We start from the raw sequence: 23,098 nt of genomic DNA, 5'->3' as shown, positions 1-23,098 counted from the left end.
TGACAATTCATCGCATGAGTGTCAGCAATATCCCCCAGGAACTGTATCCAGCGTCGCAAAAGCGAGCGCCAGAGGACCATTGTTCCGAACGGGAGGAGTTACATGAGGAAGTTTCTGCTCGCCGCCACCGCGGCGGCGCTGGTTCAGCTTGGCCTGGTTGGGGCTGCCGGCGCGAACACGCTTCGTTACGCTTCGGCTGGCGACATCTATGGGCTTGATCCGCATTCAATGACGGACAGCTTTTCGATCAATTTCCTGCTGCACGTCTACGAACCGTTGGTGCGCTACAACAAGGAACTGAAGATCGAGCCGGCGCTCGCCGTTTCCTGGGAGGTCGTCAAGCCGGACGTGATCCGCTACAAGCTCCGCCAGGGCGTCAAGTTCCACGACGGCTCGGATTTCACCGCCGACGACGTGGTCATGTCGCTGATGCGCGCGACTGACGATAAGTCGCCGATCAAGGGCAACCTGCCGGCGCTGAAGTCCGCCGAAACGGTCGACGACTATACGGTAGATCTGCACCTCAGTGGCCCGACGCCGCTGCTCAACAACTATCTCACCAACATCGCGATCTTCGATGCGCAGTGGCTGGAGAAGAACGGCGCCGTCAAGCCGGTCAATGCCGAGCTCGGCGAGGAGGGCTACACTACCACGCACGCCAACGGCACAGGCCCGTTCAAGCTCGAAAGCCGCCGCCCGGACGCGCAAACGGTTCTGGTCGCCAATGAAGCCTGGTGGGAGAAGCCGGAGCACAATCTCACCAAGGTCGTGCACACGCCGATCAGCTCGGACGCGACCCGCGTCGCAGCGCTGCTCTCCGGCGAGGTCGACATCATCACGCCGTCGCCGTTGCAGGATGCCAAGCGCATCGCCGGCTCTCCGGGCACCAAGGTGCTGGAATCTCCCGGCCTGCGCACGATCATGATGAACTTCAACATGCGCGACAAGCTGGTCGACGGGAATGTCGAAGGCAATCCTTTCAGGGATGTGCGTGTCCGCAAGGCCGTTTACCAGGCGATCAACATGGACCTCGTCCGCGACAAGATCATGCGCGGCAAGTCCCGCAATGCCGGCATGCAGATCGCTCCGGAAGTGCCAGGTTTCGACGAGAAGCTCAACCGGCGCTTCCCCTATGATCCCGCGGCCGCCAAGGCGCTGCTCACCGAAGCCGGCTATCCGAACGGCTTCCAGTTCAACATGAATTGTCCGAACGACGCCTACGTCAACGACGAGGAGGTCTGCCAGGCGATGACCGCGATGCTGGCGCAGGTCGGCCTCAATGCCAAGCTGGTGACCGAAGCCCGCACGCTGCACTTCAAGAAGGCGCAGGAAGGCCAGACCGACATGTTCATGATCGGCTGGGCGACGCTGCCGATGCTCGACGGCTTCAGCGTGCTTTCCGCCATGCTGCATTCGCCGGAAGACAAGCTGGGCACCTGGAATCCCGGCGACTACAAGAACGCCAAGGTCGACGAGCTGACCAAGAAGATCGACGTCGAACTCGATGAAGCCAAGCGCCGCCAGATGATGATCGAGGCCTTCGGCATCACGGAGGAGGAGGTTGCCTGGCTGCCTCTGCACCAGCAGCCGCTGTCCTGGGCCGTGCGTGACAATGTCGAGGTCGTACAGACCGCCGACGACCTGCTGCGCCTCTGGTACACGCGTATCAAGTAGCCGAAACGGGCCTTGCCCCCGTGAGCGGGCAGGGCCGTTTTCACGATCAGCCCGCACCGACCGTGGCGCGGGCGGACCCCAAGGGAGTTGGGTCGATGCTCGTATTCCTCGTCCGCCGTCTTCTTCAGGCCGTCATGGTCATGCTCGCGGTGGCTTTCATCGCCTTCCTGATGTTCCGTTATCTCGGCGATCCCGTGAACAACATCGTTTCGCAGGACGCGACCCAGGAACAGCGCGAGGAGGTGCGAAAGCGGCTGCGCCTCGATGATCCGCTGATCCTGCAATACGGGCGTTTCGTCGTGAATGCCGCGCAGGGCGATTTCGGTGTGTCCTACCGCAATAGCCGGCCGGTGAGCGCCCTGCTCGCGGAACGGTTCCCGGCAACGGCCGAACTGGTGCTGGTGGCGGCCATTCTGTCGCTGGCGCTCGGCATTCCGCTCGGCATCTACACGGCGCTAAAACCCCGTGGGGTGCTGAGCCAGGGCCTTCAGATCCTCTCCCTGGTTGGCATTTCCCTGCCAACCTTCGTGACCGGTATCCTGCTGATCCTCGTCTTTTCGGTGTGGCTTGGCTGGCTGCCGTCCTTCGGTCGCGGTGATGTCATCGATATCGGCTGGTGGTGGACCGGATTCCTCACTGCCACCGGGCTGAAGGCGCTGATCCTGCCGTCCTTCATGCTCTGCCTGTTCCAGCTCACCCTCATTATGAGGCTGGTGCGGGCCGAGATGCTCGAGGTGCTGCGTGCCGACTACATCAAATTCGCAAGGGCACGGGGCTTGCGCAATCGGACGATCCACTTCCGGCATGCGCTCAAGAACACGTTGATTCCGGTCGTCACGATTTTCGGGCTGCAACTCGGCGGTCTCATTGCCTTCGCGATCATCACCGAGACGGTGTTCCAGTGGCCGGGCATGGGCGCTCTGTTCATCCAGGCAGTCAACTTCACCGACGTTCCGGTGATGGCGGCCTACCTCGTCATGGTCTCGCTGCTCTTCGTCATCATCAACACCAGCGTCGACCTTCTCTACAACGTCATCGATCCGCGCCTTCGCACCGACCAGACCCGGGCGACAGGGCGTGGCGCCTGAGGACATGGCCATGAGCGACACTTCCTTCACCGGGCGTCTCCGCAGCTTTGCCGACAGCGACCTGTTCTACAGCTTCCGTCGGTCCAAGACGACGATCATCGCCGCTGCCGCACTGGTGCTGCTCTTCGTCACCGCGGTCTTCGCGCCGCAGATCGCGCCCCATAATCCGTTCGACATCGCCGGTCTCAACCTGCTCGACAGCGAGCTGCCCCCCTCCTGGATGGAGGGTGGCAACCCCGCCTACTGGCTCGGCACAGACACGCAGGCGCGCGACGTCGTGTCTTCGATCTTCTACGGATTGCGTATCTCGCTCTTCGTCGGTTTCGCCAGCGTTCTCCTGGCGGCGGTGCTCGGCGTCTTTCTCGGCCTTGTCGGCGGTTTTGTCAGCGGGTTCGTCGATGCGATCATCATGCGCGTCGCCGACGTGCTGCTGAGCTTTCCGGCAATCCTCGTCGCGTTGCTCATCAATGGCGTCATGCGCGGCATCCTTCCGGCAAACCAGCACGAGGGCGCGGCGATCGTTGTTCTGGTGCTCGCGATCGGCCTCACGAACTGGGTGCAATATGCGCGTACCGTGCGCGGCTCGACGCTTGTCGAGCGCCAGCGCGAATATGTCCAAGCCGCCCGCACGATCGGCGTCGGTCGGCTGCGCATCATGCTCACGCACATCTTGCCCAATGTGCTCGGGCCGGTGCTGGTCATCGCCACCATCAATCTCGGCATGGCGGTCCTGACCGAGGCGACGCTTTCCTTCCTTGGCGTCGGCATGCCGCCGACGCAACCCTCGCTCGGCACCCTCATCCGCGTCGGCAACGAATATCTGTTCTCCGGCATCTGGTGGGTGGTGATCTTTCCCTCGGCGACGCTTGCCGTGCTGGTTCTTGCGGTCAACCTGATCGGCGACTGGCTGCGCGACGCACTCAATCCGAAACTGAGGTGATGTCATGGCCTTGCTCGAAGTCGAGAATCTCAAAGTCGAGTTCCCCACCCGAAAGGGCGTGTTGACCGCCGTCGACAATGTTTCCTTCTCTGTCGAACAGGGGGAAATCCTCGGGGTTGTCGGCGAGTCCGGTGCCGGCAAATCGATGACCGGCGCTGCCGTCATCGGCTTACTCGAACCGCCGGGCCGCATCGGTGGCGGTCAGATCCGCCTCGACGGCAAACGCATCGACAATCTCTCACCTGACGAGATGCGCAAGGTGCGCGGCCGTCACATCGGCGCGATCTTCCAGGATCCGCTGACGAGCCTCAATCCTCTCTTCACGGTCGGAAAACAACTGATCGAGACGATCCGGACGCATCTGCCGATGCCAGCCGCCGAAGCGCGTAAGCGCGCCATCGAATGGCTGGCCGAAGTCGGCATCCCGGCACCCGATCGGCGCATCGATCAGTACCCGCACCAGTTTTCCGGCGGCATGCGGCAGCGCGTCGTCATCGCCCTTGCGCTCTGCGCGGAACCGCGCCTGATCATCGCCGACGAGCCGACGACCGCACTCGACGTTTCGGTCCAGGCCCAGATTATCGCACTGTTGAAACGCGTCTGTCGGGAGCGCAACGCGGCGGCGATCCTGGTCACCCACGACATGGGCGTGATCGCCGAAACGGCAGACCGGGTGGCGGTGATGTATGCAGGGCGCCTCGCCGAGATCGGCCCGGTCGCGCGCGTGCTGCAGAAGCCGAGCCATCCCTACACGGCAGGGCTTATGGGCTCTATCCCGCGCATCGGTCCGCGGCCGGACCGGCTTGTCCAGATCGAAGGATCCATGCCGCGCCTCACCGACATTCCAAAAGGTTGCGCCTTCAATCCGCGCTGCCCGAAGGCCATTGCCGAATGCCACCATCTCCGGCCGGAACTCAGGCCGGTTGCCGACGGCGCCGCCGCCTGCCTGCTTTATGAAGGGGTGACACAATGAACGCCGCACCTGCAAGAATGAAGGTCGTCGACGACCGGCCGTTGCTGTCGGTCAAGGGCCTGAAGAAACACTTCGCGATGTCGAAGCCCTTGCTGAACCGCCTGATCGAAGGCGGTGAAACGCAGACAGTCAAGGCCGTCGACGGGCTCGATCTCGAAATCCCACGTGGCCAGACGCTGAGCCTCGTCGGTGAGTCCGGTTGCGGCAAGTCCACGGTGGCGCGGCTGATCATGGGGCTCTCCACCCCGTCGGCCGGCAGCATCCTCTTCGACGGCGCCGATATCTCGCAAGCGCCGGCCGGGCAGCCTGCCGCCGTGCGCCGGCGCATGCAGATGATCTTTCAGGACCCCTATGCCAGCCTCAATCCGCGCTGGCGGGTACGCGATATCATCGCCGAACCGCTTCGTACCTACGGCCTCTGCGCCTCGCGCGAGGAAGAGCGCCGCGAGGTCGACCGTCTACTCGAATTCGTTGGCCTGAACTCCAGGGATGGCGACAAGTTTCCGCATGAATTTTCAGGTGGCCAACGTCAGCGCATCTCCATCGCCCGCGCCATCTCCACCAAACCGGAGTTCCTCGTCTGCGACGAGCCGACCTCGGCACTCGACGTTTCCGTGCAGGCCCAGATCCTCAATCTGATGCGCGACATGCAGCGCGAACTGGGGCTGACTTACCTGTTCATCAGCCACGATCTTGCGGTGGTCAACTTCATGTCTGACTGGATCGGCGTCATGTATCTCGGCCGACTGGTCGAGGTGTCGCCCGCCGCCCAACTCTTCAACAGTCCGCAGCATCCGTACACCCGGCTGCTGCTCGACACGATCCCCGACCTCGGCATGTCGAAGCGGGACTGTGTGCCGGCTTCCGGCGAGGTGCCGAACCCGATCAATCCGCCGTCCGGGTGTCATTTCCATCCGCGTTGTGCCCTTGCCAATGACCGCTGTCGGCGCGAGACGCCCAACCTCCGCGCTCATGACAACGGCGTGCGCGTTTCGTGCCACGCGGTCGAGGAAGGCCGGGGCGACTTGCCCGCTGTGGCTTCGGCGGGCAACGATCACGCAGCGCAGGCTGTTATCTGAAAGGACCGTCATGGAATTCGACTTTGCCGAACTGCCCGCTCAGGACCGCTACCGCCTGCTGGTGAGCTTCGTCGCGCCGCGGCCGATTGCGCTCGTCACCACTGTCGATGCGCATGGCTGCAACAACGCGGCGCCGATGAGCTTCTTCAACGTGTTCTCGCAGGAACCGCCGCTGGTCATTCTCGGCATGCAGACGCGTCCGGACGGAACGGTCAAGGACACGGTTGCCAACATCAAGCGGTCGGGCGAGTTCGTCGTCCACATGGTCGACATGTCGATTGCCCAGGAGATGATCGTCACCGGTATTAATTTCCCGAGCGATATCGACGAGATCGAATTCGCCGGGCTGACGAGCGTGCCCTCGGTGAAAGTGACGCCGCCACGCATCAAGGAGGCGCCCTGCGCGATGGAATGCCGCGTCGCTCAGACGATCGACTACGAGCGGCGGACCATCGTGCTCGGTGAAGTTGTGCAAATGCATGTCCGCGACGAATGCCTCGACGAGCGCGGCAGATATGTCCGGCCGGAGGTCTATCAGCCGATCGCCCGCCTTCACGCCGACAACTACATCGTCGCCGACCGGCAATTCGTACTGAAGAAGCCGACTGACCTGCTCCATCACGAGGAAGCGGCGGGCTACGGCGAGCGTAAGCCGGAGAAGCTTCCGGGCTGAGCGGCGTACGGCCGCCGCCGCCCCGCAGTGGGCCAACAAGCCGGTCCAGTCGCAATCTCCAATGCAAGTGATCCTTCAATGACAGAACTCCTGCTCAAGAACGTCCGGCCCCTCGGTGGCGCAAAGGTCGACATTCTCATCCGCGAAGGCCGCATCGCCCGCATCGGCAGCGATCTCGCCTGCAGCGGCCCGGCCGAAGACGGTGCCGGCGCCATTGTGCTGCCGGGCCTGGTCGAGGCGCATGCCCATCTCGACAAGTCGTTGTGGGGCATGGGCTGGCATCCCCACCAGGCTGGCCCGACACTCGAGGACAAGATCTCGGCGGAACGCCGGCTCCGCCGCGAGCTCAACATCGATCCGGCACGGCAGTCGGCGCGGCAGGTGGCCCTTGCCTCTGCGAACGGCACGACCGCCATTCGCAGCCATGTCGATATCGACACCGATCAGGAGCTGTGGTGCTTCGAAGGCGTCTCGGCGACGCGCGAGCGCTTCCGCGACGTCATGGACATCGAGATCGTCGCCTTCCCGCAGTCCGGCATGATGATCCGCCCCGGCACGCTTGAACTGATGGACGAAGCGCTCGCCAACGGCGCCGATGTCGTCGGCGGGCTTGACCCGTGCGGCATCGACCGCGATCCGAAAGGCCAGCTCGACGCCGTTTTCCACCTGGCCGAGAAGCACGGCAAGCCTATCGACATCCATCTGCACGAACCGGACGAATTGGGCGCGTTTTCGCTGGAGATGATCGTCGAGCGCACCCGTGCGCTCGCTATGCACGGCAAGGTCACAGTCAGCCACGCCTTCTGCCTCGGCATGACCGACCGCGCCCGCGCACATGCGCTGGTCGAAAAGCTCGCGCGCGAGGACATTGCGATTGCGACCACGGCACCCGCCTCGCGGCCGGTACCGGCGGCGGCCGAACTGCGGAACGCTGGCGTTCGTCTCTGTGCCGGTTCAGACGGCATTCGGGACACCTGGGGTCCCTACGGCAATCTCGACATGCTCGAACGGGCGCTGTTCATTGGCCTGCGCAACAATTTCCGCCGCGACGACGAAGTCGAACATGCGCTCCATATCTGCACGCAGGGCGGCGCCGATGTCATGGCGCTGAAGGACTATGGCCTTCGCGAAGGCGCCTTCGCCGACATCGTGCTGGTCGATGCGGAAACGGTCGCCGAGGCGGTTGCCGCTCGGCCGAGACGCAAGCTGGTGCTGAAGCGCGGCAAGCCGGTCGCGCGTGATGGCCAGGCTCTTTTTACCGTAGAGTGAGTTTCCGATATGCACGAACCACTACTGCTTACCGCCCGCTGGGTTGTCGGTCACGCCGACGGCCGCCATTGCCTCTACCCGAATGGCGAAATCGTCGTCACCGGCGACCGCGTCGTCTTCGTCGGCCATGGCTACCAGGGCGTTGTCGCGCGCCGCATCGACTACGGCAATGCGCTAATCGGGCCTGGCTTCGTCGACCTCGATGCGCTCTCGGACCTTGATACGACTGTGCTTGGCTATGACAACCAGCCGGCGTGGAAGAAGGGGCGCATCTGGCCGGAAACCTATATGGAAAGCGGCCCCTTCGAGATGTACAGCGAAGAGGAGTTGGCGTTCCAGAAGCGCTACGCCTTCTCGCGGCTGATCCGCAGCGGCATCACCACAGCACTGCCCATCGCCTCGCTGTTCTATCGCCAATGGGGCGAGACGGTCGCCGAGTTCACGGCGGCCGCCGAAGCCGCGCGGGATCTCGGGCTGCGCGTCTATCTCGGACCGGCCTATCGTTCCGGCAATTCCTTCGTCCGACGCGACGGCACCATCGATTACCATTTCGACGAGGAGCGCGGCTTCATCGGCCTCGCCGATGCGATTGATTTCTGCCGCAGGTTCGAGGGGGAAGCGGGTGGACTCATCCGCACCATGCTGGCCCCGGACAGGATCGAGACCTGCACCCCGGAGCTTCTCAAACGGTCGGCGGCGGCCGCTGCCGACCTGGACGTGCCGATCCGTCTGCATTGCTGCCAATCGCGCTTCGAATATGACAGCGTACTCAAGCTGCGGGGCATGAGCCCGGCCGAGTGGCTCGACAGTCTCGGCTTTCTGTCGCCTCGCGCGATCCTGCCACACGGAACCCATGTCAGCGGCTGCAACGGCATCGACCGACCAGGCCAGGACCTCGAGATCCTGCGAGACGGCGGCGGAACGATCGTTCATTGCCCGCTCGTTTCAGCCCGACACGGCACTGCGTTGCAATCCTTCCGCGCCTATCGTGACATGGGTATCCGCATCGGCCTCGGGACGGACACCTATCCGCCGGATATGTTCCTCAATATGCAGGTCGGGATGATGCTCTGCCGAGTCGAGGAAGGCGGCACCGAAGGCTGCCGCTCGGAGGATTTCTATGACGCCGCGACGATCGGCGGCGCCGATGCGCTCGGCCGTCCCGATCTCGGCCGGCTGCAGGCTGGCGCGGCCGCCGATCTAATCGTCGTCGATTTCGACGATCCGTTCATGGGCCAGACCATCGACCCTATCCAGACTCTGATGCTGAACGCTTCGGCGCAATCGGTGAAATCGGTGATGATCGGCGGCCGCTTCGTTATGGAGGATGGCGTCATTCCCGGCGTCGACGACCGGGCTTATCGCCAGCGGGCCCAGATGCAGTTCGAGGGCGTGATCGCGAAATATCCGCTGCGCACCTTCGGTCACCCGCCGGTCGAGGAGATCTTTTCGCCCAGTTATCGCATAGTTGGCCGTTAATTTTCGAAATTGGTATGAATTGTATACATTCGTGAGGTACCATCGCGGGTCACCTTGTAATCCGCCGCGGTTTGCGTCATCAGGTCTTTGGCGGAAAGCCTTCGTCAGGAGACCTTGTACAGGAAAGTGCGATGCAGCGCGTGCCGGGAGCCACCAAGAGCGCCGACAAGTCGGACCGATCTGGCGTTGCGCGCAAACGCGCCGGCCGGGCCGACGAGCGCATTCACAGTGAAATATACGCGGCGATCATCAATCATCAGATACGGCCCGCGACGCCGTTGCAGGAGGATGCGCTGGCAACAGCTTTCGGCGTCAGCCGAACCATCATCCGCAAGGTCCTGCAGCGCCTCGCCCACGAGAAGCTCGTGGATCTCATTCCGAACAAGGGCGCCTTCGTCGCGCGGCCCTCGATCGAGGAGGCGCGGCAAGTGTTCGAGGCGCGCCGCGGGGTCGAGTGCATTCTCATTGCAAAGCTTGCGGCAACGATTAGCGATGCGGGCATCGGCCGGCTCACGGATCTCCTCGACGCGGAGGCGGAGGCGCTTACCCGCAATGACAAAAAGCGGCGGCTCCAGCTCTCCGGCGATTTTCATCTCGAACTCGCGGCGCTCGCCGGAAATGCCGTGTTGCGGGATTTCGTCCAGGAACTCGTTTCGCGAACGTCGCTGATCATCGCGCTCTACGAATCGCCTGGGGCCGTGCCCTGTTCCCAGAGCGAGCATCGCGACATCATCGATGCCCTGAAGCGGCGGGATGCGAAGGCGGCCGTGCGGGCGATGGAGCACCACCTCCGCCACATCGAGGCGCAGATCGACCTCGCCGATCAGCCGTCGCGCGTCGATTTCGCCGCGCTGTTCAAACCCGTCGCCTGAGGCTGCGAAGCCGGCGCCGGTATTTCCATCGTTTGAGGTGGAATCAGCCGGCCTTAAGCGACGTCGGGCCGACCAGCCCGTTTCCGGGAGCATAGCTTGCGAGCTTGCCGCGATAGATCTTCGGCAGGGGCGGGGCAAGATCGCCGCGCTTCGACGTCTTGAGACCCATGCCGACGATCGCCTCGGCAAACTTGACCGCCGCAGCGACGCCGTCGATGACCGGGACCTGCAACCGATCCTCCAGATAGGCCGCAAGATCGGCCATGCCAGCGCAACCGAGAACGATCGCCGACGACTGATCTTCGACGAGCGCGCGTTCGCATTCGGCTAAAATGGTGGCGCGTGCATTGGATTCCGGCCGCTCGAGTTCGAGTACGGGTACATCCGTCGCGCGCACGCGCCGGCACTGGTGCTCCATGCCGTAATTGCGAACCAGATGCTCGGTGATGATCCGGGTGCGTTCGAGCGTCGTGACGACCGAAAAGCCGGTGGAGACGAATGTCGCCGCGTGCATGGCGGCTTCGGCGATCCCGAAGACCGGCGCGTCGGTGATCTCGCGCGCGGCGAGCAGGCCCGGGTCACCGAAACAGGCGATGACATAGGCGTCGGCTGCAGGCGCGTCGATGATTTCGTCAATGAGGCCGACAACGCTCATCGCTTCGTCGAAGTGGCACTCGATCGAGGCAGGGCCCGATCGCGATGTCGCCGCGATGATCTCGGTCCCGGGAGCGGCAACCGATCGCGCTGTGGCGGCGATGAGGTCGGTCATCGAACCGGTCGTGTTCGGATTGATGAGCTTGATCCTCATGGCATCCCCATTGAGTTGGCAGTGGCTTCGAGAGAGTGGATAAGAATACAGTATTGTATACGATCATCGCATATTGGATTTGTGAAACCATTTGTCAATGCGCATCTTTCGGTTACCCGCTTAATCGATCGGACATTTTTGGATGCGTTGGCGGCCGACTCGTGCCCCTCTGATGCGGGTTTGTTATGAATCATATTGTATGCAATGTCATTGCTTTGTTGCCGTTGTTATTGTACACAAGTCACCGTCGACGACTAGGGCGGGCGCTTTGCTGGGGAGGTGGGCGCTTTCCGAACACGACCGACAGAAGCAAACAGGGAGGGGAATATGAGAAAGAGATTTTTGACGTTTTGCGCGGCTGCCATCGGTGCCGTGGCGAGTACGGCGCATGCCGCAACGCTCGATATGGTTAAGGCGCGCGGGAAGCTCGTTTGCGGCATTTCGCTGAGCACGCCGGGTTTCGCCGCGCCCGATGAAAAAGGCCGGATGCAGGGTTTTGACGCCGATGTCTGTCGCGCGGTCGCCGCCGCCGTTTTCGGCGACGCGGAAAAGGTTGAATTCGTACCGACCAATATCAACACGCGCTTTCAGGCGCTGCAGTCCGGCGAAATCGACCTGCTTTCCCGACAGACGACGCAAACCTTCTCGCGCGAGTCTTCGCTCGGCCTAGATTTTGGGCCGACCGTCTTCTACGACGGCCAGGGTCTGATGGTCGCCAAGTCGCTCGGCGTCTCCAGTGCGAAGGAGTTGACCGAGGCCGCAATCTGCACGCTGCCGGGGACGACTACGGCGCAAAATCTCAGCGACTTCTTCCGTTCGATCGGCGGCAAGTTCGAACTGGTGGTCTTCGAGAGCCCGGATGAAAACAGGGCTGCCTTCTTTGCGGGACGATGCGAGGCGATCTCCTCGGATCGCTCCGATCTCGCATCGATTCGCGCCGTCGCCAACAATCCGGACGACTATCAGGTTCTGCCCGAGACGATTTCAAAGGAGCCGCTGGCCCCTGCCGTTCGCCAGAACGACTCCAACTGGCGGGATATCATGTCCTGGTCGGTATGGCTGCTGATGGCGGCGGAAGAGAAAGGGATAACGCAGTCCAACGTGGACGACATGCTGAAGAGCGAGGATCCGGAAATCCAGCGCATGCTCGGCGTCACCGATGAGCTTGGAACCATGCTCGGCCTCGACGGCAAGTGGGGCTATCACGTCATCAAGGGCGTCGGCAATTACGGCGAGATCTTCGAACGCAACCTTGGTGAGGGCACACGTCTCGGCCTGACCCGCGGACCGAATGCGTTGTGGAGCGCCGGCGGCCTGGTCTACGCCCCGCCGTTCCGCTGAGCGAACCGGCGCGCTCCCACTGCATGTTTCCTCAAATCCTTCGATTCAGGGACAAAAACATGCAGCAATTCAAAGTGCTACAGCGTCCTTTGCGCGTCTGACAAGACGCGCGGCGCTGTAGTGTCGATCCTTTCATGTGCCTCTCGGTAACGCGGCGGTCGTCATGGTGTTCTTGAATGATATGCGGGTCCGCGCCTTCTGCTATCAGTTCGGTGCGATAGCTCTTGTGGCGTTTGCCAGTTGGACGATGTTCTCCGCTGCAAGCGACAATCTCGCCAAGCAGAATATCGCGACCGGGTTCGGCTTCCTGGCGCGTCAGGCCGGGTTCGTCATCAGCGAGGCCGCCGTTGCCTACCAGCCGACCGACAGCATAGGCCGGGCGATCCTGGTCGGAATTGTCAACACGGTGAAGGTCTCGGCCCTTGCCGCCTTGCTCGGCACTTTTCTCGGGCTCGTGATCGGCGTTGCGCGCATGTCACGCAACCCGCTGCTTGCGCGCCTGGCGCTTGCCTATGTGGAAGTGCTGCGCAATGTGCCGCTGCTGCTCTACCTTTTTCTCTGGTATTCGCTGATCATCCTGGTCTTTCCGCCGGTCAGGCAGGCGCTTCACGTGCTGCCGGGCGTCTATCTTTCCAATAGCGGCCTGGTCTTGCCAGCGCTGGTCCTCGGTGAGGGCAGCACCGCCATCGCCATTGCCATCGCGGCCAGCGCCGCTGCCGCCCTTCTCATCCATCGTATCGCTCGTCAAAAGCGCATCGTCACCGGACGATCGAACCACGGCACCGCAATTGCGTTTCTCACGTTCCTGGCCCCTCCGCTTCTCCTCTGGATGTTTGGTGCGGTCTCGGTCGCCTGGGATGTTCCGGAGGCCGGCCGGTTTCGCCTGACGGGAGGGCTGCATGTGCGGCCGGAATTCGTCGCGCTGCTCTTCGGGCTCATGCTCAGCGTCTCCGCGAGCGTTGCCGAAATCGTTCGCGCCGGGATCCAGGCCGTCGGACCGGGACAATGGGAGGCTGCGGCAGCTCTGGGTCTCTCCCGTTCACGGACCATGCGGCTCGTCGTCCTCCCGCAGGCGCTTCGCCTGATCGTGCCGCCGCTGACGAACACTTACCTGACCGTGTTCAAGAACAGTTCGCTGGCGATCGCGATCGGCTATCCGGATCTGGTGATGGTCTCCAATACGGTCATGAACCAGACGGGGCAGGCGATCGAGACCATCGCCATTTTCATGGGCGTCTATCTCGGCCTGTCCACGGTCATTTCCCTGGCGATGAACTGGTACAATGCGCGCGTCGCGCTGAAGGAGCGCTGATGGCCGACACTCAAACCCTTTCGGCACCGGTCCTGAGGCCCGCAGCTCCAGCGCGACGTTTCGGTCTGCTCGCACCCTATTTCGGGACGCCGGCAAATTCCCTCGTCAGCCTGCTGTCGATCGCCTTCATCTTTCTGGGCGCCAAGCTCGCCCTCGGCTGGCTGTTCATCGACGCCGTTTTCCATGGCGATGCCGCCGTCTGCAAGGCAAGCAGCGGCGCCTGCTGGCCGTTCGTCGCAGAGAAGCTACGCTACATGGTCTTCGGCTTCTATCCGTTCGAGGAACAATGGCGGCCGCTCGTTGCCCTGCTTGTTCTCCTTGCAAGCTGTCTCGTCTCGATGATCCCGCGCTTCTGGTCCCGCGCTCTGCTGTGCGCGTGGGTCATAGCCATATTGCCGTTGCTCTATGTGCTGATGGCCGGCGGTTTCTTCGGCCTCTCCGATGTGCCGACGTCGAAGTGGGGAGGATTGCCCCTGTCCTTCATGTTGTCCTTCGTCGGCCTTGCCTGCGCGCTGCCGCTCGGCATCGGGCTAGCGCTTGCGCGGGCGTCGAGCCTGCCCGCCATTCGCGTGCTCGCGGTCGGTTTTATCGAGATTGTCAGGGGCGTGCCCTTGATCAGCATCCTGTTCATGGCGACCGTCATGTTGCCACTGTTCATGCCGGATGGCGTGACTGTCGACAAGCTGCTACGCGCGCAGGTGGCGATCATCCTCTTTGCCTCCGCCTACATCGCGGAGATCGTCCGCGGTGGCCTGCAGGACGTTCCGAAGGGGCAGTTCGAGGCGGGCTATTCGCTCGGCCTGCACTACTGGCAGGTCATGCGCAAGATCGTTCTTCCGCAGGCGCTGAAGAAAGTCATTCCGCCGATGGTGGGGCTGTTCATTGGTTTCTTTCAGGATACGACGCTGGTCACGATCGTCGGCCTTCTCGACTTTCTCGACACCGTTCGCTCAGCGCTCCGTGACCCGGAATGGCAGGGCATCGCCGTGCTCGAGGGCTATGTCTTCGCAGCCGCCGTCTATTTCGCCTTCAGCGCCCTGATGGGAATCTACAGCCGTTTTCTGGAGCAGCATTTCAGGATCACACATGCGTAAGAACATTCGGGTCATTCGAAACACGGACACGATCGTCGCCTTCGATCAGGGGACTGAGGGCCATATCTATCTATCCGACGGCGACGTCGCCTTCGATGGGGACGGCTTCATCCACGTCGGCGGGCGCTATGATGGCGGTTTCGACGAGGAAATTTCCGGCAAGGGCAAGATGGTGTTGCCCGGTCTCGTCAACGTGCATTGCCACTCGGGCGAGGAGCCGATCTCCAAGGGCCTGTTCGAGGATGCCGGCACGGCCGCCCTTTGGGGCAACGCGCTTTACGAATACTCGAACCTGATCGAGATCAGCCCTGATGCGCTGGAAGCGTCGTTGACGGTGATGCTGGGCGACCTCCTGCGCAGCGGCGTAACCACGCTCATCGATATCGCCGCCCCGCACGACGCGTGGCTGCCGACGCTTGCGAAGAGCGGCGCGCGCGCCTATGTCGCGCCGGGGTTTCGCGAAGCTTCCTGGCACGTCGAGCAAAGCCGTCGTCTCGATTTCATCTGGGACAAGGGCCGGGGACGCGAAGCCTTCGCCCGCGCCCTCGAAGTCGTCGATTCCGCGCAGGAGCATCCTTCAGGCCGTCTTGGCGGGATCGTTTCGCCTTCGCAGATCGAAACCTGCTCGGCCGAACTTCTCCAGGATGCGGCGGAGGCCGCCCGCGCCCGCCGGGTGCCGATAACGGTCCATGCGGCGCAGACGATGGCCGAGCACGAGGAACTGCTGCGGCGTAACGGGCTGACGGCCGTCCAATATCTCGACGCACTCGGACTGCTCGCTGACGATCTCATCATCGGCCATTGCATCTTCGTCGACAGCCATGCCTGGACGCGTCAGCGCACTGAGCTTGACCTGGCGCTGCTGGCCGAGCGCCGCGCCAGCGTTGCGCACTGTCCGGTCACCTTTGCGCGCAGTGGAATGGTGCTGCAATCGCTCGGCCGTTACCGGCGAAGCGGCGTGAACGTCGCGCTCGGCACCGACAGCTATCCGTTCAATATGCTGGAAGAGATGCGCCAGGCGATGATTTGTGCCCGCATCGCCGGCGGATCCGTCTTCGATGTCGAAACCGCAGGCGTCTTCGAGGCCGCCACGCTTGCGGGTGCGCGGGCGCTCGGGCGCCAGGACATCGGACGCCTGGCCTGCGGTGCCAAGGCGGACTTCTTCCTGGTCGATCTCAAGCATGCCGCGATGCAGCCGGTCTATGATCCGCTGCGCAATCTGCTGCATTGTGCGGCGGAACGCGCCGTTGACGCGGTCTACGTGGACGGGGCACTTGTCGTCGAGAAAGGCAGGCCCACCAATCTCGACTACGAGGGCGCGCTGCAGCAGCTTCAGGAGGCTCAGGATTTTGCGGTTCGCCGGCTCGGCGCCAACGATCCGGCCCGACGGTCGAGCGCGACGCTGGCGCCGCGTTCCTTGCCGTCGATGTAAGCGTTGCGTCGATAGCGCGCGCGTCTTGTCAGACGCGCAAGGGTCGCTGTAGCAGTTTGAATTGCTGCATTTCGCTTGCGGAAGATGTAGACGGTGGACCGAACACCGAAATTGAATGTCGTGGAGGACGAGAGTTGGTTGAACGGACTTACTTCGCACCGAAGGGTGGCGCGCCCATGCAGACGGAGCTCCTTACCGGGCGTGCGGTTTTCACGGAGGCCTATGCGGTAATTCCGAAGGGCGTGATGATGGACATCGTCACGAGCTATCTTCCCTTCTGGGAAAACACGCGCCTCTGGGTCCTCTCGCGTCCGCTTTCCGGATTCGCCGAGACATTTTCCCAATATATCATGGAGGTGGCACCGGGCGGCGGCAGCGATCGGCCGGAACTCGATCCTGCGGCTGAAGGCGCGCTTTTCGTCATGGAAGGCGAGATCACCGTCGAACTCGACGGTCGCCAGCATGTGCTTCGCCCCGGCGGTTTCGGTTTCATCCCCCCGGCCGGCGCATGGCGGCTGCGCAATCATGGGAACGTGCCCGCGCGATTCCACTGGATTCGCAAGGCCTACGAAGCGGTCGAGGGGCTCGAGGCCCCGGAAGCGTTCTTTACCAACGAGGCTGATATCGCGCCCGCGCCCATGCCCGGCACCGACGGCAAGTGGGCGACGACGCGTTTTGTCGATCCGGCGGATATGCGCCACGATATGCATGTGACCATCGTCACCTTCGAACCGGGTGCGGTCATTCCCTTCGCCGAAACGCATGTCATGGAGCACGGGCTCTATGTTCTCGAGGGCAAGGCCGTCTATCGATTGAATCAGGACTGGGTCGAGGTCGAAGCGGGCGACTTCATGTGGCTGCGCGCCTTCTGCCCGCAGGCCTGCTACGCTGGCGGCCCGGGCAATTTCCGCTACCTGCTTTACAAGGACGTCAATCGGCATATGCGCCTGTCGCGATAGGCCAGGTCGGTCGCTTCACCAAAGAGGGCGTCAGATCAGCCGTTCGTCGAAATTCGGGCGTGAGCGGATGAACGCCCAGAGGGCCTTGCTGATGTCGGTAATCTCGCGAATCGCATTTTCGAGGCGCGCCAGTTCGCGCGCGTCGAGTTGCTCCACCTTGCCGTAGCGAACCTCCTTCTCGCCCTCGACCAACCGCATCAACTGCGTGCTCGAGATCGCTCCCTGTTCATCGAAGGAGTAGATGCAGTGGTTGTATTTGTTGCGCATCTTCGACTGCTGTTTCAGCCGCTCGGTGATCGACAGCACCTCGTCGCGCGTTTGCGGCGAGGTCGCCGGCAGCTTCGCCAGGCGCTCCGTGAGGTCGATACGCGCGCGTGTCGTGTTCAGCGTCAGGAAGACGATGATGGCCGACTCCTTGTCGACCTTCAGCAGGTGCGCGATGATGTAAATCAACAGGCTTTCGGTGTTGGTCCAGACGTAGTTCAGTCGACCGACCTGCAAAAGCACCTCCTGAGCCGCCGCCATGACGCTTCCCCTCAGGTTTCCTTGAATGCCCGCGACATGCTGTCGGTGATCGGCTTCGTCAGGTATTCGAAGAAAGTTCGCTCGGACGTCGTGATCAGGATTTCAGCCGGCATCCCGGGCACCGGATGGAACCCGTGGATTCGATTGATCTCGCTGGCGGGCACCTCCACGCGGACGATGTAGACATCACGTTGCTGTCCGCCGGCCGTGTCCTCGATGGAGTCGGCCGAGACATAGAATAGCTTGCCGCTCAGAACCGGCGTTGTTCGGCGGTTCAGCGCCGAGAGGCGTATCGTTGCATCCTCGCCAACCTTGAGCTGATCGATGGCTGTTCGAAGCACCTGCGCCTCGATGATCAGCGGCACGTTCGCCGGCAGGATTTCCATGATCGGCTTTCCGGTCGCGATCACGCCGCCGGCCGTGTGGAAGTAGCTGCGTACGACCGTTCCGTCGACGGGCGAGCGAATGGTGGCGCGGTCGAGTACCTCGGCCGCCTCGCGGACCTGCTCGCGCACGGCATCGAGGTCGGCTTCGGCCGCCTCCAGACCGTCGAGAGCGGTTTGCTTGTTGGTATTGATGGCAATCACGGCTTCCTGGCGATAGCGATCGATCTGGGTGTTGCTCTCCTTTACCTCCGACTCAAGCCGGCCGATCTCGCCGATCGCGTCGGCGATCGCCCGGTCGAGGGCGAGGAGTTCCGGCCGTCTGATCAGGCCCCTTTCCGCCAGCCTGCTCTTGGATTGCCGCTCTTCCGCCAGGATCTCCATCTGTTTGTTGAAGGATGCGCGCTGCAGCTCGTAACCCTTGGCGCGAAATTCAAGGGAGCGAATGTTCTGGTCGATGAGGTTCAACTGATCCTGCAGCCTGATCTTCTTGCTCTGGAAATTGACGTTCTGGCTTTCGATGATCGCCCGTACGTCCGGATCGTCCGCCTGCTCGGCGACGATGTCCGGTACCTGGAAGGTGTCGCTGCCCATCGCTTCCGCCCGAAGCCGCGCGACCACCGCTTCCAGGCGAAGGCGCTTGAGGTTGAGCATGCGTTCGTTGGCACGCGCCGGGGTCTGATCGAGCTTCACCAGAATATCTCCGGCTCTCACCTTGTCTCCTTCGTCGACCAGCAGTTCCTCGATGATGCCGCCTTCCAGATGCTGGATGATCTTGTTGTTGCCGTTGGCGACGAAGCTTCCCTGGGCAATGATCGCAGCCGCCAGCGGTGCGGCAAAGGCCCAATAGCCGAAGCCGCCGAAGGACGCCGCGATCAGGGCAAGGCCCGCGAAGCTATGGAGCCTGATCGACCGGGGAACCTCGGAGTACCACTCCGCCGCATTGTGCGGATCTGCGCCTTTCCTGCTCTGGCTCATCGACGATCTCCACGAATACGTGGCTTTGCATGGTCGTCATTCGTCGCCGCGCCAAGTGCAGCGAGAACTTCGTTGCGCGCGCCGAACATCGCAACGGTGCCTTCATTGAGCACCATGATCTTGTCGACGCATTGCAAGAGGGCCGGGCGCTGGGTGATGGTAACCGTCGTGATGCCCTGTTTCTTCGCGTGGAGAAGCGCGCGCGCAAGGGCCGCCTCGCCATTGCTGTCCAGATTGGAATTCGGCTCGTCCAGAACGACGAATTTAGGACCGCCGAAGAAGGCCCGCGCGAGCGCAATACGCTGCTTCTGCCCGCCGGAGAGGGGGGCGCCGTCTGCGGCGACCACTGTCTCGTAGCCCTGCGGGAACGTGGCGATCAGTTCATACACGTCGGCAAGCACGGCCGCGTCGTAGATCATCGCGTCCTCGACATCGTCACGCATGCGACAGATGTTCGCCTTGATCGTGCCCGGAAAGAGCTGCACGTCCTGCGGAAGATAGCCGATGCTTTCGCCGAACTGCCGCTGGTCCCAGTTTCTAAGGTCCATGAGATCGAGCCGGACGCTGCCGGATGTGGGCAGGATCGATCCGACCAGCATCTTGCCGAGTGTCGTCTTGCCGGAGCCGGAATTGCCGATGATGGCAAGCGCTTCGCCTTTTGCGAGCGAGAAGGATATGCCGTTGAGGATCACGCGCTTCTGCGGCGGGGGCACGAAGAGGATACGTTCGACGTCGAGCCGGCCCTCGGGGTTCGGCAGGCACAGCCGGGGAAAGTTCAGCGGCGAACCCAGGAGAAGTTGCCTGATCCGGCTATAGGCCGCGCGCGAGTGGTTGAGCTGGTTCCAGCCCTCGATCGCCCCTTCGACCGGAGCAAGGGCGCGGCCGGCGATGATCGAGGCGGCGATGACCATGCCACCCGTCAGATGGCCCATCATCGACAAATGCGCTCCCCAGCCGAGGAGAGCCACCTGGGTGAACATCCGCACGGCCTTCGAGGCGCCGGCGAACATGATGTTGCGGTCCTGGGCATAGACCTGCGCCTTGAGCGAGGCAGCCGTCTCGTGCCCCCACATCTTCACCGCCTCCGGGATCATTGCCAAGGCATTGATGATCTGCGCATTGCGCGACATCGAATCGAGATGAAAATTCGCGCGGCCGAGGTGGCTATTGGCTTCGCTGAAGGGTCGCGTCGTCGCCTTCTGATTGAGATAGGCGATGATGAAAAGGACGACGCAGCAAAAGACGACGATCAGCCCCAGCTGCGGCTGGATCAAATAGACGACGACTACGAAGAGCGGGGTCAGCGGCGCGTCGAGGAATGAGATGAGCGTTCCGGAAGTGATGAAGGCACGAAGCTGCTGCAGGTCGCTAAGCACTTGGTAGTCTCGCCCGTTGCCGTGCAGCGATGCCCGCGCCGCGGCGCTGAGGATCGGCGCGCCGAGTTGCACCTCGATTTCGACGGCGGTACGCATCAGAATGAAACGGCGGATGGCGTCGAGAACGACCTGCAGAACGATGGCGCCGAGAACGGCGACTGTCAGCATGAGCAGCGTATCCTGAGACCGGCTTGTCAGCACCCGGTCGGAAATCTGGAACAGGTAGATCGGGATGGCGAGGACGAGAATGTTGATCGCCACGGTAAAGACGATGACGACCAGCATGTTGCGCTGGACGGCCGCGAGGCAGTTGTGAAGGCTTGTGGCGAAGTTTACCGGTCCCGTCCGTCTGTGAAACGCATCCTTGCCCTCTCCGCCGTTGTCGCCGGCCTTGCCGCCGCCATCGCGCGCGGTCGGACGACGGTCCCCATCCCTGAAGGGACCCGGCTCATTGTTGATCGTCGGCGCCAGCGGCCGGCCCGGTCGCGTCTTGAACTCGTCGCGCTTGCCGCTTTCGTTGCCGCGCGTCTTTTTCTTTTCGGTGCCCGGCTGGTCCCGATGCGGTGGGCCTTCGGTGTCGCGATCGGATGTTGTGGGTTCCTCGAAGGCAGAGTTGATGGGCGGAACCTTGGGCGTGCCAGGTAGATTCAGCTCCGGTGCCGAGCGCGACAACGGTTTGCCTTCATCGACATACCGTTTGGACAGGTCGTTCATGGCACTCCCTCGCGAACGTCGTTATGTCAGTACCGTGTGCATGACGTCGTTCCATTGACCGTCGCACCACGATGTCCCGTTGGCGGTATCGCCGACGCGCTCGCCGATGCCGGGTGCCGGGTCGTCCTCGCCAACAAATGCAATGACCTCGTTTACAAGGCCGTCCGGCTGGAAGCTCAGCGTGTCACCATCGCGGCCGATGTCGACAATCCCGGACTGGATGAGGATGGTGTCGGAATAGACCTCGCCGCCGACATAGGTCGTCTGGCCGAAACTGTCGTAGTCGATGATCTGGGCGACGTTGACCACCGTATTGCTGCTAACGTGAACGGTCACCTCGGTGTCGAGTCCTTCTTCCGGCGTGCTGCCGGCCGTGTAGGTGACGGCGTCGGCGTCACCGAGAATGCTGACCTGTTTGATGACGTTGACGTCATAGAGATTGCCGGTGACGTAGAGAACGTGCAGGCTCGAGTAACCCGCGAAGTCCTGGTCATTCGCCAGTGCTTCCGGCAGGTCGCTCGTGCCCTCGCGAATATTGTCGACGACCTGGTGCATGTAGTCCGGAACGCTCTCGAAGCGCTCGTTGTCGCCGATGTTCTCGATCGATCCCGCGTTCCAGACGAGATTGCCACCTTCATCAAGAGTGATGCCGTTGCCGGCGGAGATTCCCTGGATCTGATCGTTGTCGTACAGGACCGAAACCTGGCTGATGAGGTTCATGTCCAGGACATGGCCGCCCACGACTACAAGGTCGTACTGGGTGCCGAAATCGACGAACGAGGCGAAATTGACCGCGACGTTGCCGCCCGTGAGCACGGTCGTTTCCGCGCCGTTGGTCGTAATGGAGACCGTATCGTTGTCGCTGACGTAATTATACTGTTCAATCCAGTGGACGATCGACAGATCGCCCTCGATGACATTGACGCGCCAGCTCGTCGGGAAGGCCGACAACTGGCCTTCGGCGCCTGCCGCCTCCCCTGCCGCTGCCTCGAACTCATGACGCTCGAAATTCGCGATGTTCATGGCGATGGCTTGCGAGACGGCTTCGTAAGCGCCCGCGGCGAATGGGCCATTCGCCTCATCGCTGTCGGCATAGACGTAGGATTGCGAGATGACGTCGATCTGATGGTAGTCGCCCATCACAACCGTGACCGATGCCGTTGCGCTGGCACTGACGATGCTTGCGAAGGTGCCCACCTCGTTGGCCCCCGCCTCGACTTCCAGCGCGCTGCCGTTGTCGCTGTTCGGCTGAATGGCGCCATTCGCGCCGGCGGACAGAAAGTCGGCGAGTTCCGGAAGGACCTCGACATGCGCGCCGTTCACGCGGACGCCTTCGATGTCGTCCGCGGCGAGAACCGTTGTGCCGCGGTCATCTTCCGGCAGATCGGCCGGCGCGACTGTCGTGGATAACGTCTGGTCCACGGGCGTGGCGGGGTCGTCCGACTGCTGCGGCTCGTCGGCGCGCACAGTCGCGGCGAGGGCCTTGAGATGCGCGGCAAGTGCCGAAAGCGCCTCGGAACTGTCGATCTGGCCCAATTGCGCGAGCGGTGAGGCGTTTGTCGCTTCCTCCACATATTCCGCGAGCTTTTCGGTGACGGAGCTCGCGTCACGGGCGGCCATCGGTGAACCGTTCATGTTGAGGACGTCGTCGTCGTGAAGGAGGTTGACCTGCTGGATTTCACCGCTGACCGAACCTGTGCCCTCCTGAACGACCGGCGCGGTCTCCGGTGCCGCATGGTGCGGCGCCACGTGGTCCGGTGCGATGCCGGACGGGCCTGCCACGGTGCTGAAAAGCCTGGACTCGATTGCCAAGTCGTCCAGCGAGACGGCATCGGGGGGCGTATTGTCGGAGAATTGCGAGCGTCCGGCTATATCGAAGCCCTCGAGCCGGTAGTCGGATGGTTGATACGAAATGTCCGGATCGTAGTCCTTCAGCTCGAAAGAGCACTGGAAATCGGGCAACGGCGTATCGCTGCCGGTGTCCTCCGGCGCGGGCTTCCAGGTTTCGCTGCCCTGCAGATATTGATGCCTTACGCGTACCTCGTCGCTCGCCGTCTCGAACAGCCCAAGGAAATGCGCGACAATTTCGTTGACCCTCTCCGCGTGCATTACCCCGATCCTTCCCTTCC

The 23,098-nt window shown here is 62.5% G+C and carries 19 protein-coding genes; 14 read left to right on the top strand and 5 right to left on the bottom strand.

Annotation, left to right across the window (positions count from 1 at the left end):
- Positions 1-102 precede the first annotated feature (102 nt).
- The 9 genes from QN219_RS11890 to QN219_RS11850 all read left to right on the top strand — a co-directional run bounded on the left by QN219_RS11890 (position 103) and on the right by QN219_RS11850 (position 10,047).
- Positions 103-1,674, top strand: coding sequence for an ABC transporter substrate-binding protein (locus QN219_RS11890; protein WP_283999866.1), 1,572 nt, complete (start codon positions 103-105; stop codon positions 1,672-1,674).
- Between the two features lie 95 nt (positions 1,675-1,769).
- Positions 1,770-2,762 (top strand): ABC transporter permease, encoded by a 993-nt coding sequence (locus QN219_RS11885; protein WP_283999865.1) that lies wholly within the window; start codon positions 1,770-1,772, stop codon positions 2,760-2,762.
- A gap of 10 nt (positions 2,763-2,772) precedes the next feature.
- Positions 2,773-3,702, top strand: a complete 930-nt coding sequence (locus QN219_RS11880; RefSeq protein ID WP_283999864.1) for an ABC transporter permease — start codon at positions 2,773-2,775, stop codon at positions 3,700-3,702.
- Between the two features lie 4 nt (positions 3,703-3,706).
- Positions 3,707-4,675 (top strand): ABC transporter ATP-binding protein, encoded by a 969-nt coding sequence (locus QN219_RS11875; RefSeq protein WP_283999863.1) that lies wholly within the window; start codon positions 3,707-3,709, stop codon positions 4,673-4,675.
- Positions 4,672-5,754, top strand: a complete 1,083-nt coding sequence (locus QN219_RS11870; RefSeq protein WP_283999862.1) for an ABC transporter ATP-binding protein — start codon at positions 4,672-4,674, stop codon at positions 5,752-5,754. The genes QN219_RS11875 and QN219_RS11870 overlap by 4 nt, the downstream gene beginning before the upstream one ends.
- A 10-nt stretch (positions 5,755-5,764) precedes the next feature.
- Complete coding sequence (locus QN219_RS11865) at positions 5,765-6,427, top strand: flavin reductase family protein (protein WP_283999861.1); 663 nt, start codon at positions 5,765-5,767, stop codon at positions 6,425-6,427.
- Positions 6,428-6,505: 78 nt separating this feature from the next.
- Positions 6,506-7,696, top strand: a complete 1,191-nt coding sequence (locus QN219_RS11860; RefSeq protein ID WP_283999860.1) for an amidohydrolase family protein — start codon at positions 6,506-6,508, stop codon at positions 7,694-7,696.
- Positions 7,697-7,705: 9 nt separating this feature from the next.
- Complete coding sequence (locus QN219_RS11855) at positions 7,706-9,175, top strand: amidohydrolase family protein (protein WP_283999859.1); 1,470 nt, start codon at positions 7,706-7,708, stop codon at positions 9,173-9,175.
- Positions 9,176-9,306: 131 nt separating this feature from the next.
- Complete coding sequence (locus tag QN219_RS11850) at positions 9,307-10,047, top strand: GntR family transcriptional regulator (RefSeq protein ID WP_283999858.1); 741 nt, start codon at positions 9,307-9,309, stop codon at positions 10,045-10,047.
- A gap of 43 nt (positions 10,048-10,090) precedes the next feature.
- Here the strand turns inward: QN219_RS11850 and QN219_RS11845 are convergent, their stop codons facing one another.
- Positions 10,091-10,855 carry an aspartate/glutamate racemase family protein gene (locus QN219_RS11845; protein ID WP_283999857.1) on the bottom strand — a complete coding sequence of 255 codons (765 nt, stop codon included), beginning with the start codon at positions 10,853-10,855 and terminating at the stop codon, positions 10,091-10,093.
- Between the two features lie 327 nt (positions 10,856-11,182).
- Here QN219_RS11845 and QN219_RS11840 point away from each other — a divergent pair, with 327 nt between their 5' ends.
- The 5 genes from QN219_RS11840 (at position 11,183) to QN219_RS11820 (ending at position 16,993) form a co-directional block, all read left to right on the top strand.
- Complete coding sequence (locus QN219_RS11840) at positions 11,183-12,196, top strand: amino acid ABC transporter substrate-binding protein (protein ID WP_283999856.1); 1,014 nt, start codon at positions 11,183-11,185, stop codon at positions 12,194-12,196.
- 163 nt (positions 12,197-12,359) lie between these two features.
- On the top strand, positions 12,360-13,508 hold the full coding sequence (locus QN219_RS11835; protein WP_283999855.1) for an ABC transporter permease subunit: 1,149 nt from the start codon (positions 12,360-12,362) through the stop codon (positions 13,506-13,508).
- Positions 13,508-14,602 carry an amino acid ABC transporter permease gene (locus tag QN219_RS11830; protein WP_283999853.1) on the top strand — a complete coding sequence of 365 codons (1,095 nt, stop codon included), beginning with the start codon at positions 13,508-13,510 and terminating at the stop codon, positions 14,600-14,602. The genes QN219_RS11835 and QN219_RS11830 overlap by 1 nt, the downstream gene beginning before the upstream one ends.
- On the top strand, positions 14,595-16,034 hold the full coding sequence (locus tag QN219_RS11825) for an amidohydrolase family protein (RefSeq protein WP_283999851.1): 1,440 nt from the start codon (positions 14,595-14,597) through the stop codon (positions 16,032-16,034). The genes QN219_RS11830 and QN219_RS11825 overlap by 8 nt, the downstream gene beginning before the upstream one ends.
- A 134-nt stretch (positions 16,035-16,168) precedes the next feature.
- Positions 16,169-16,993, top strand: a complete 825-nt coding sequence (locus tag QN219_RS11820; protein ID WP_283999849.1) for a bifunctional allantoicase/(S)-ureidoglycine aminohydrolase — start codon at positions 16,169-16,171, stop codon at positions 16,991-16,993.
- Between the two features lie 30 nt (positions 16,994-17,023).
- Here QN219_RS11820 and QN219_RS11815 read toward each other — a convergent pair whose 3' ends face one another.
- From QN219_RS11815 to QN219_RS11800, 4 genes are read right to left on the bottom strand one after another with little or no spacing between them, the layout of a single operon-like run.
- Positions 17,024-17,518, bottom strand: coding sequence for a hypothetical protein (locus tag QN219_RS11815; RefSeq protein ID WP_173508986.1), 495 nt, complete (start codon positions 17,516-17,518; stop codon positions 17,024-17,026).
- An 11-nt stretch (positions 17,519-17,529) separates the two neighbouring features.
- On the bottom strand, positions 17,530-18,879 hold the full coding sequence (locus tag QN219_RS11810) for an HlyD family type I secretion periplasmic adaptor subunit (protein ID WP_283999848.1): 1,350 nt from the start codon (positions 18,877-18,879) through the stop codon (positions 17,530-17,532).
- Positions 18,876-20,969: a type I secretion system permease/ATPase gene (locus QN219_RS11805; RefSeq protein WP_283999846.1), complete on the bottom strand. Its 2,094-nt coding sequence runs from the start codon at positions 20,967-20,969 to the stop codon at positions 18,876-18,878. The genes QN219_RS11810 and QN219_RS11805 overlap by 4 nt, the downstream gene beginning before the upstream one ends.
- A 21-nt stretch (positions 20,970-20,990) precedes the next feature.
- Positions 20,991-23,078, bottom strand: coding sequence for a hypothetical protein (locus QN219_RS11800; RefSeq protein ID WP_283999845.1), 2,088 nt, complete (start codon positions 23,076-23,078; stop codon positions 20,991-20,993).
- Positions 23,079-23,098: the final 20 nt, after the last annotated feature.

The organism is Sinorhizobium sp. 8-89, assembly GCF_030124325.1.
Lineage (GTDB): Bacteria > Pseudomonadota > Alphaproteobacteria > Rhizobiales > Rhizobiaceae > Sinorhizobium.
This window is presented reverse-complemented; position numbering and strand designations above follow the sequence as displayed.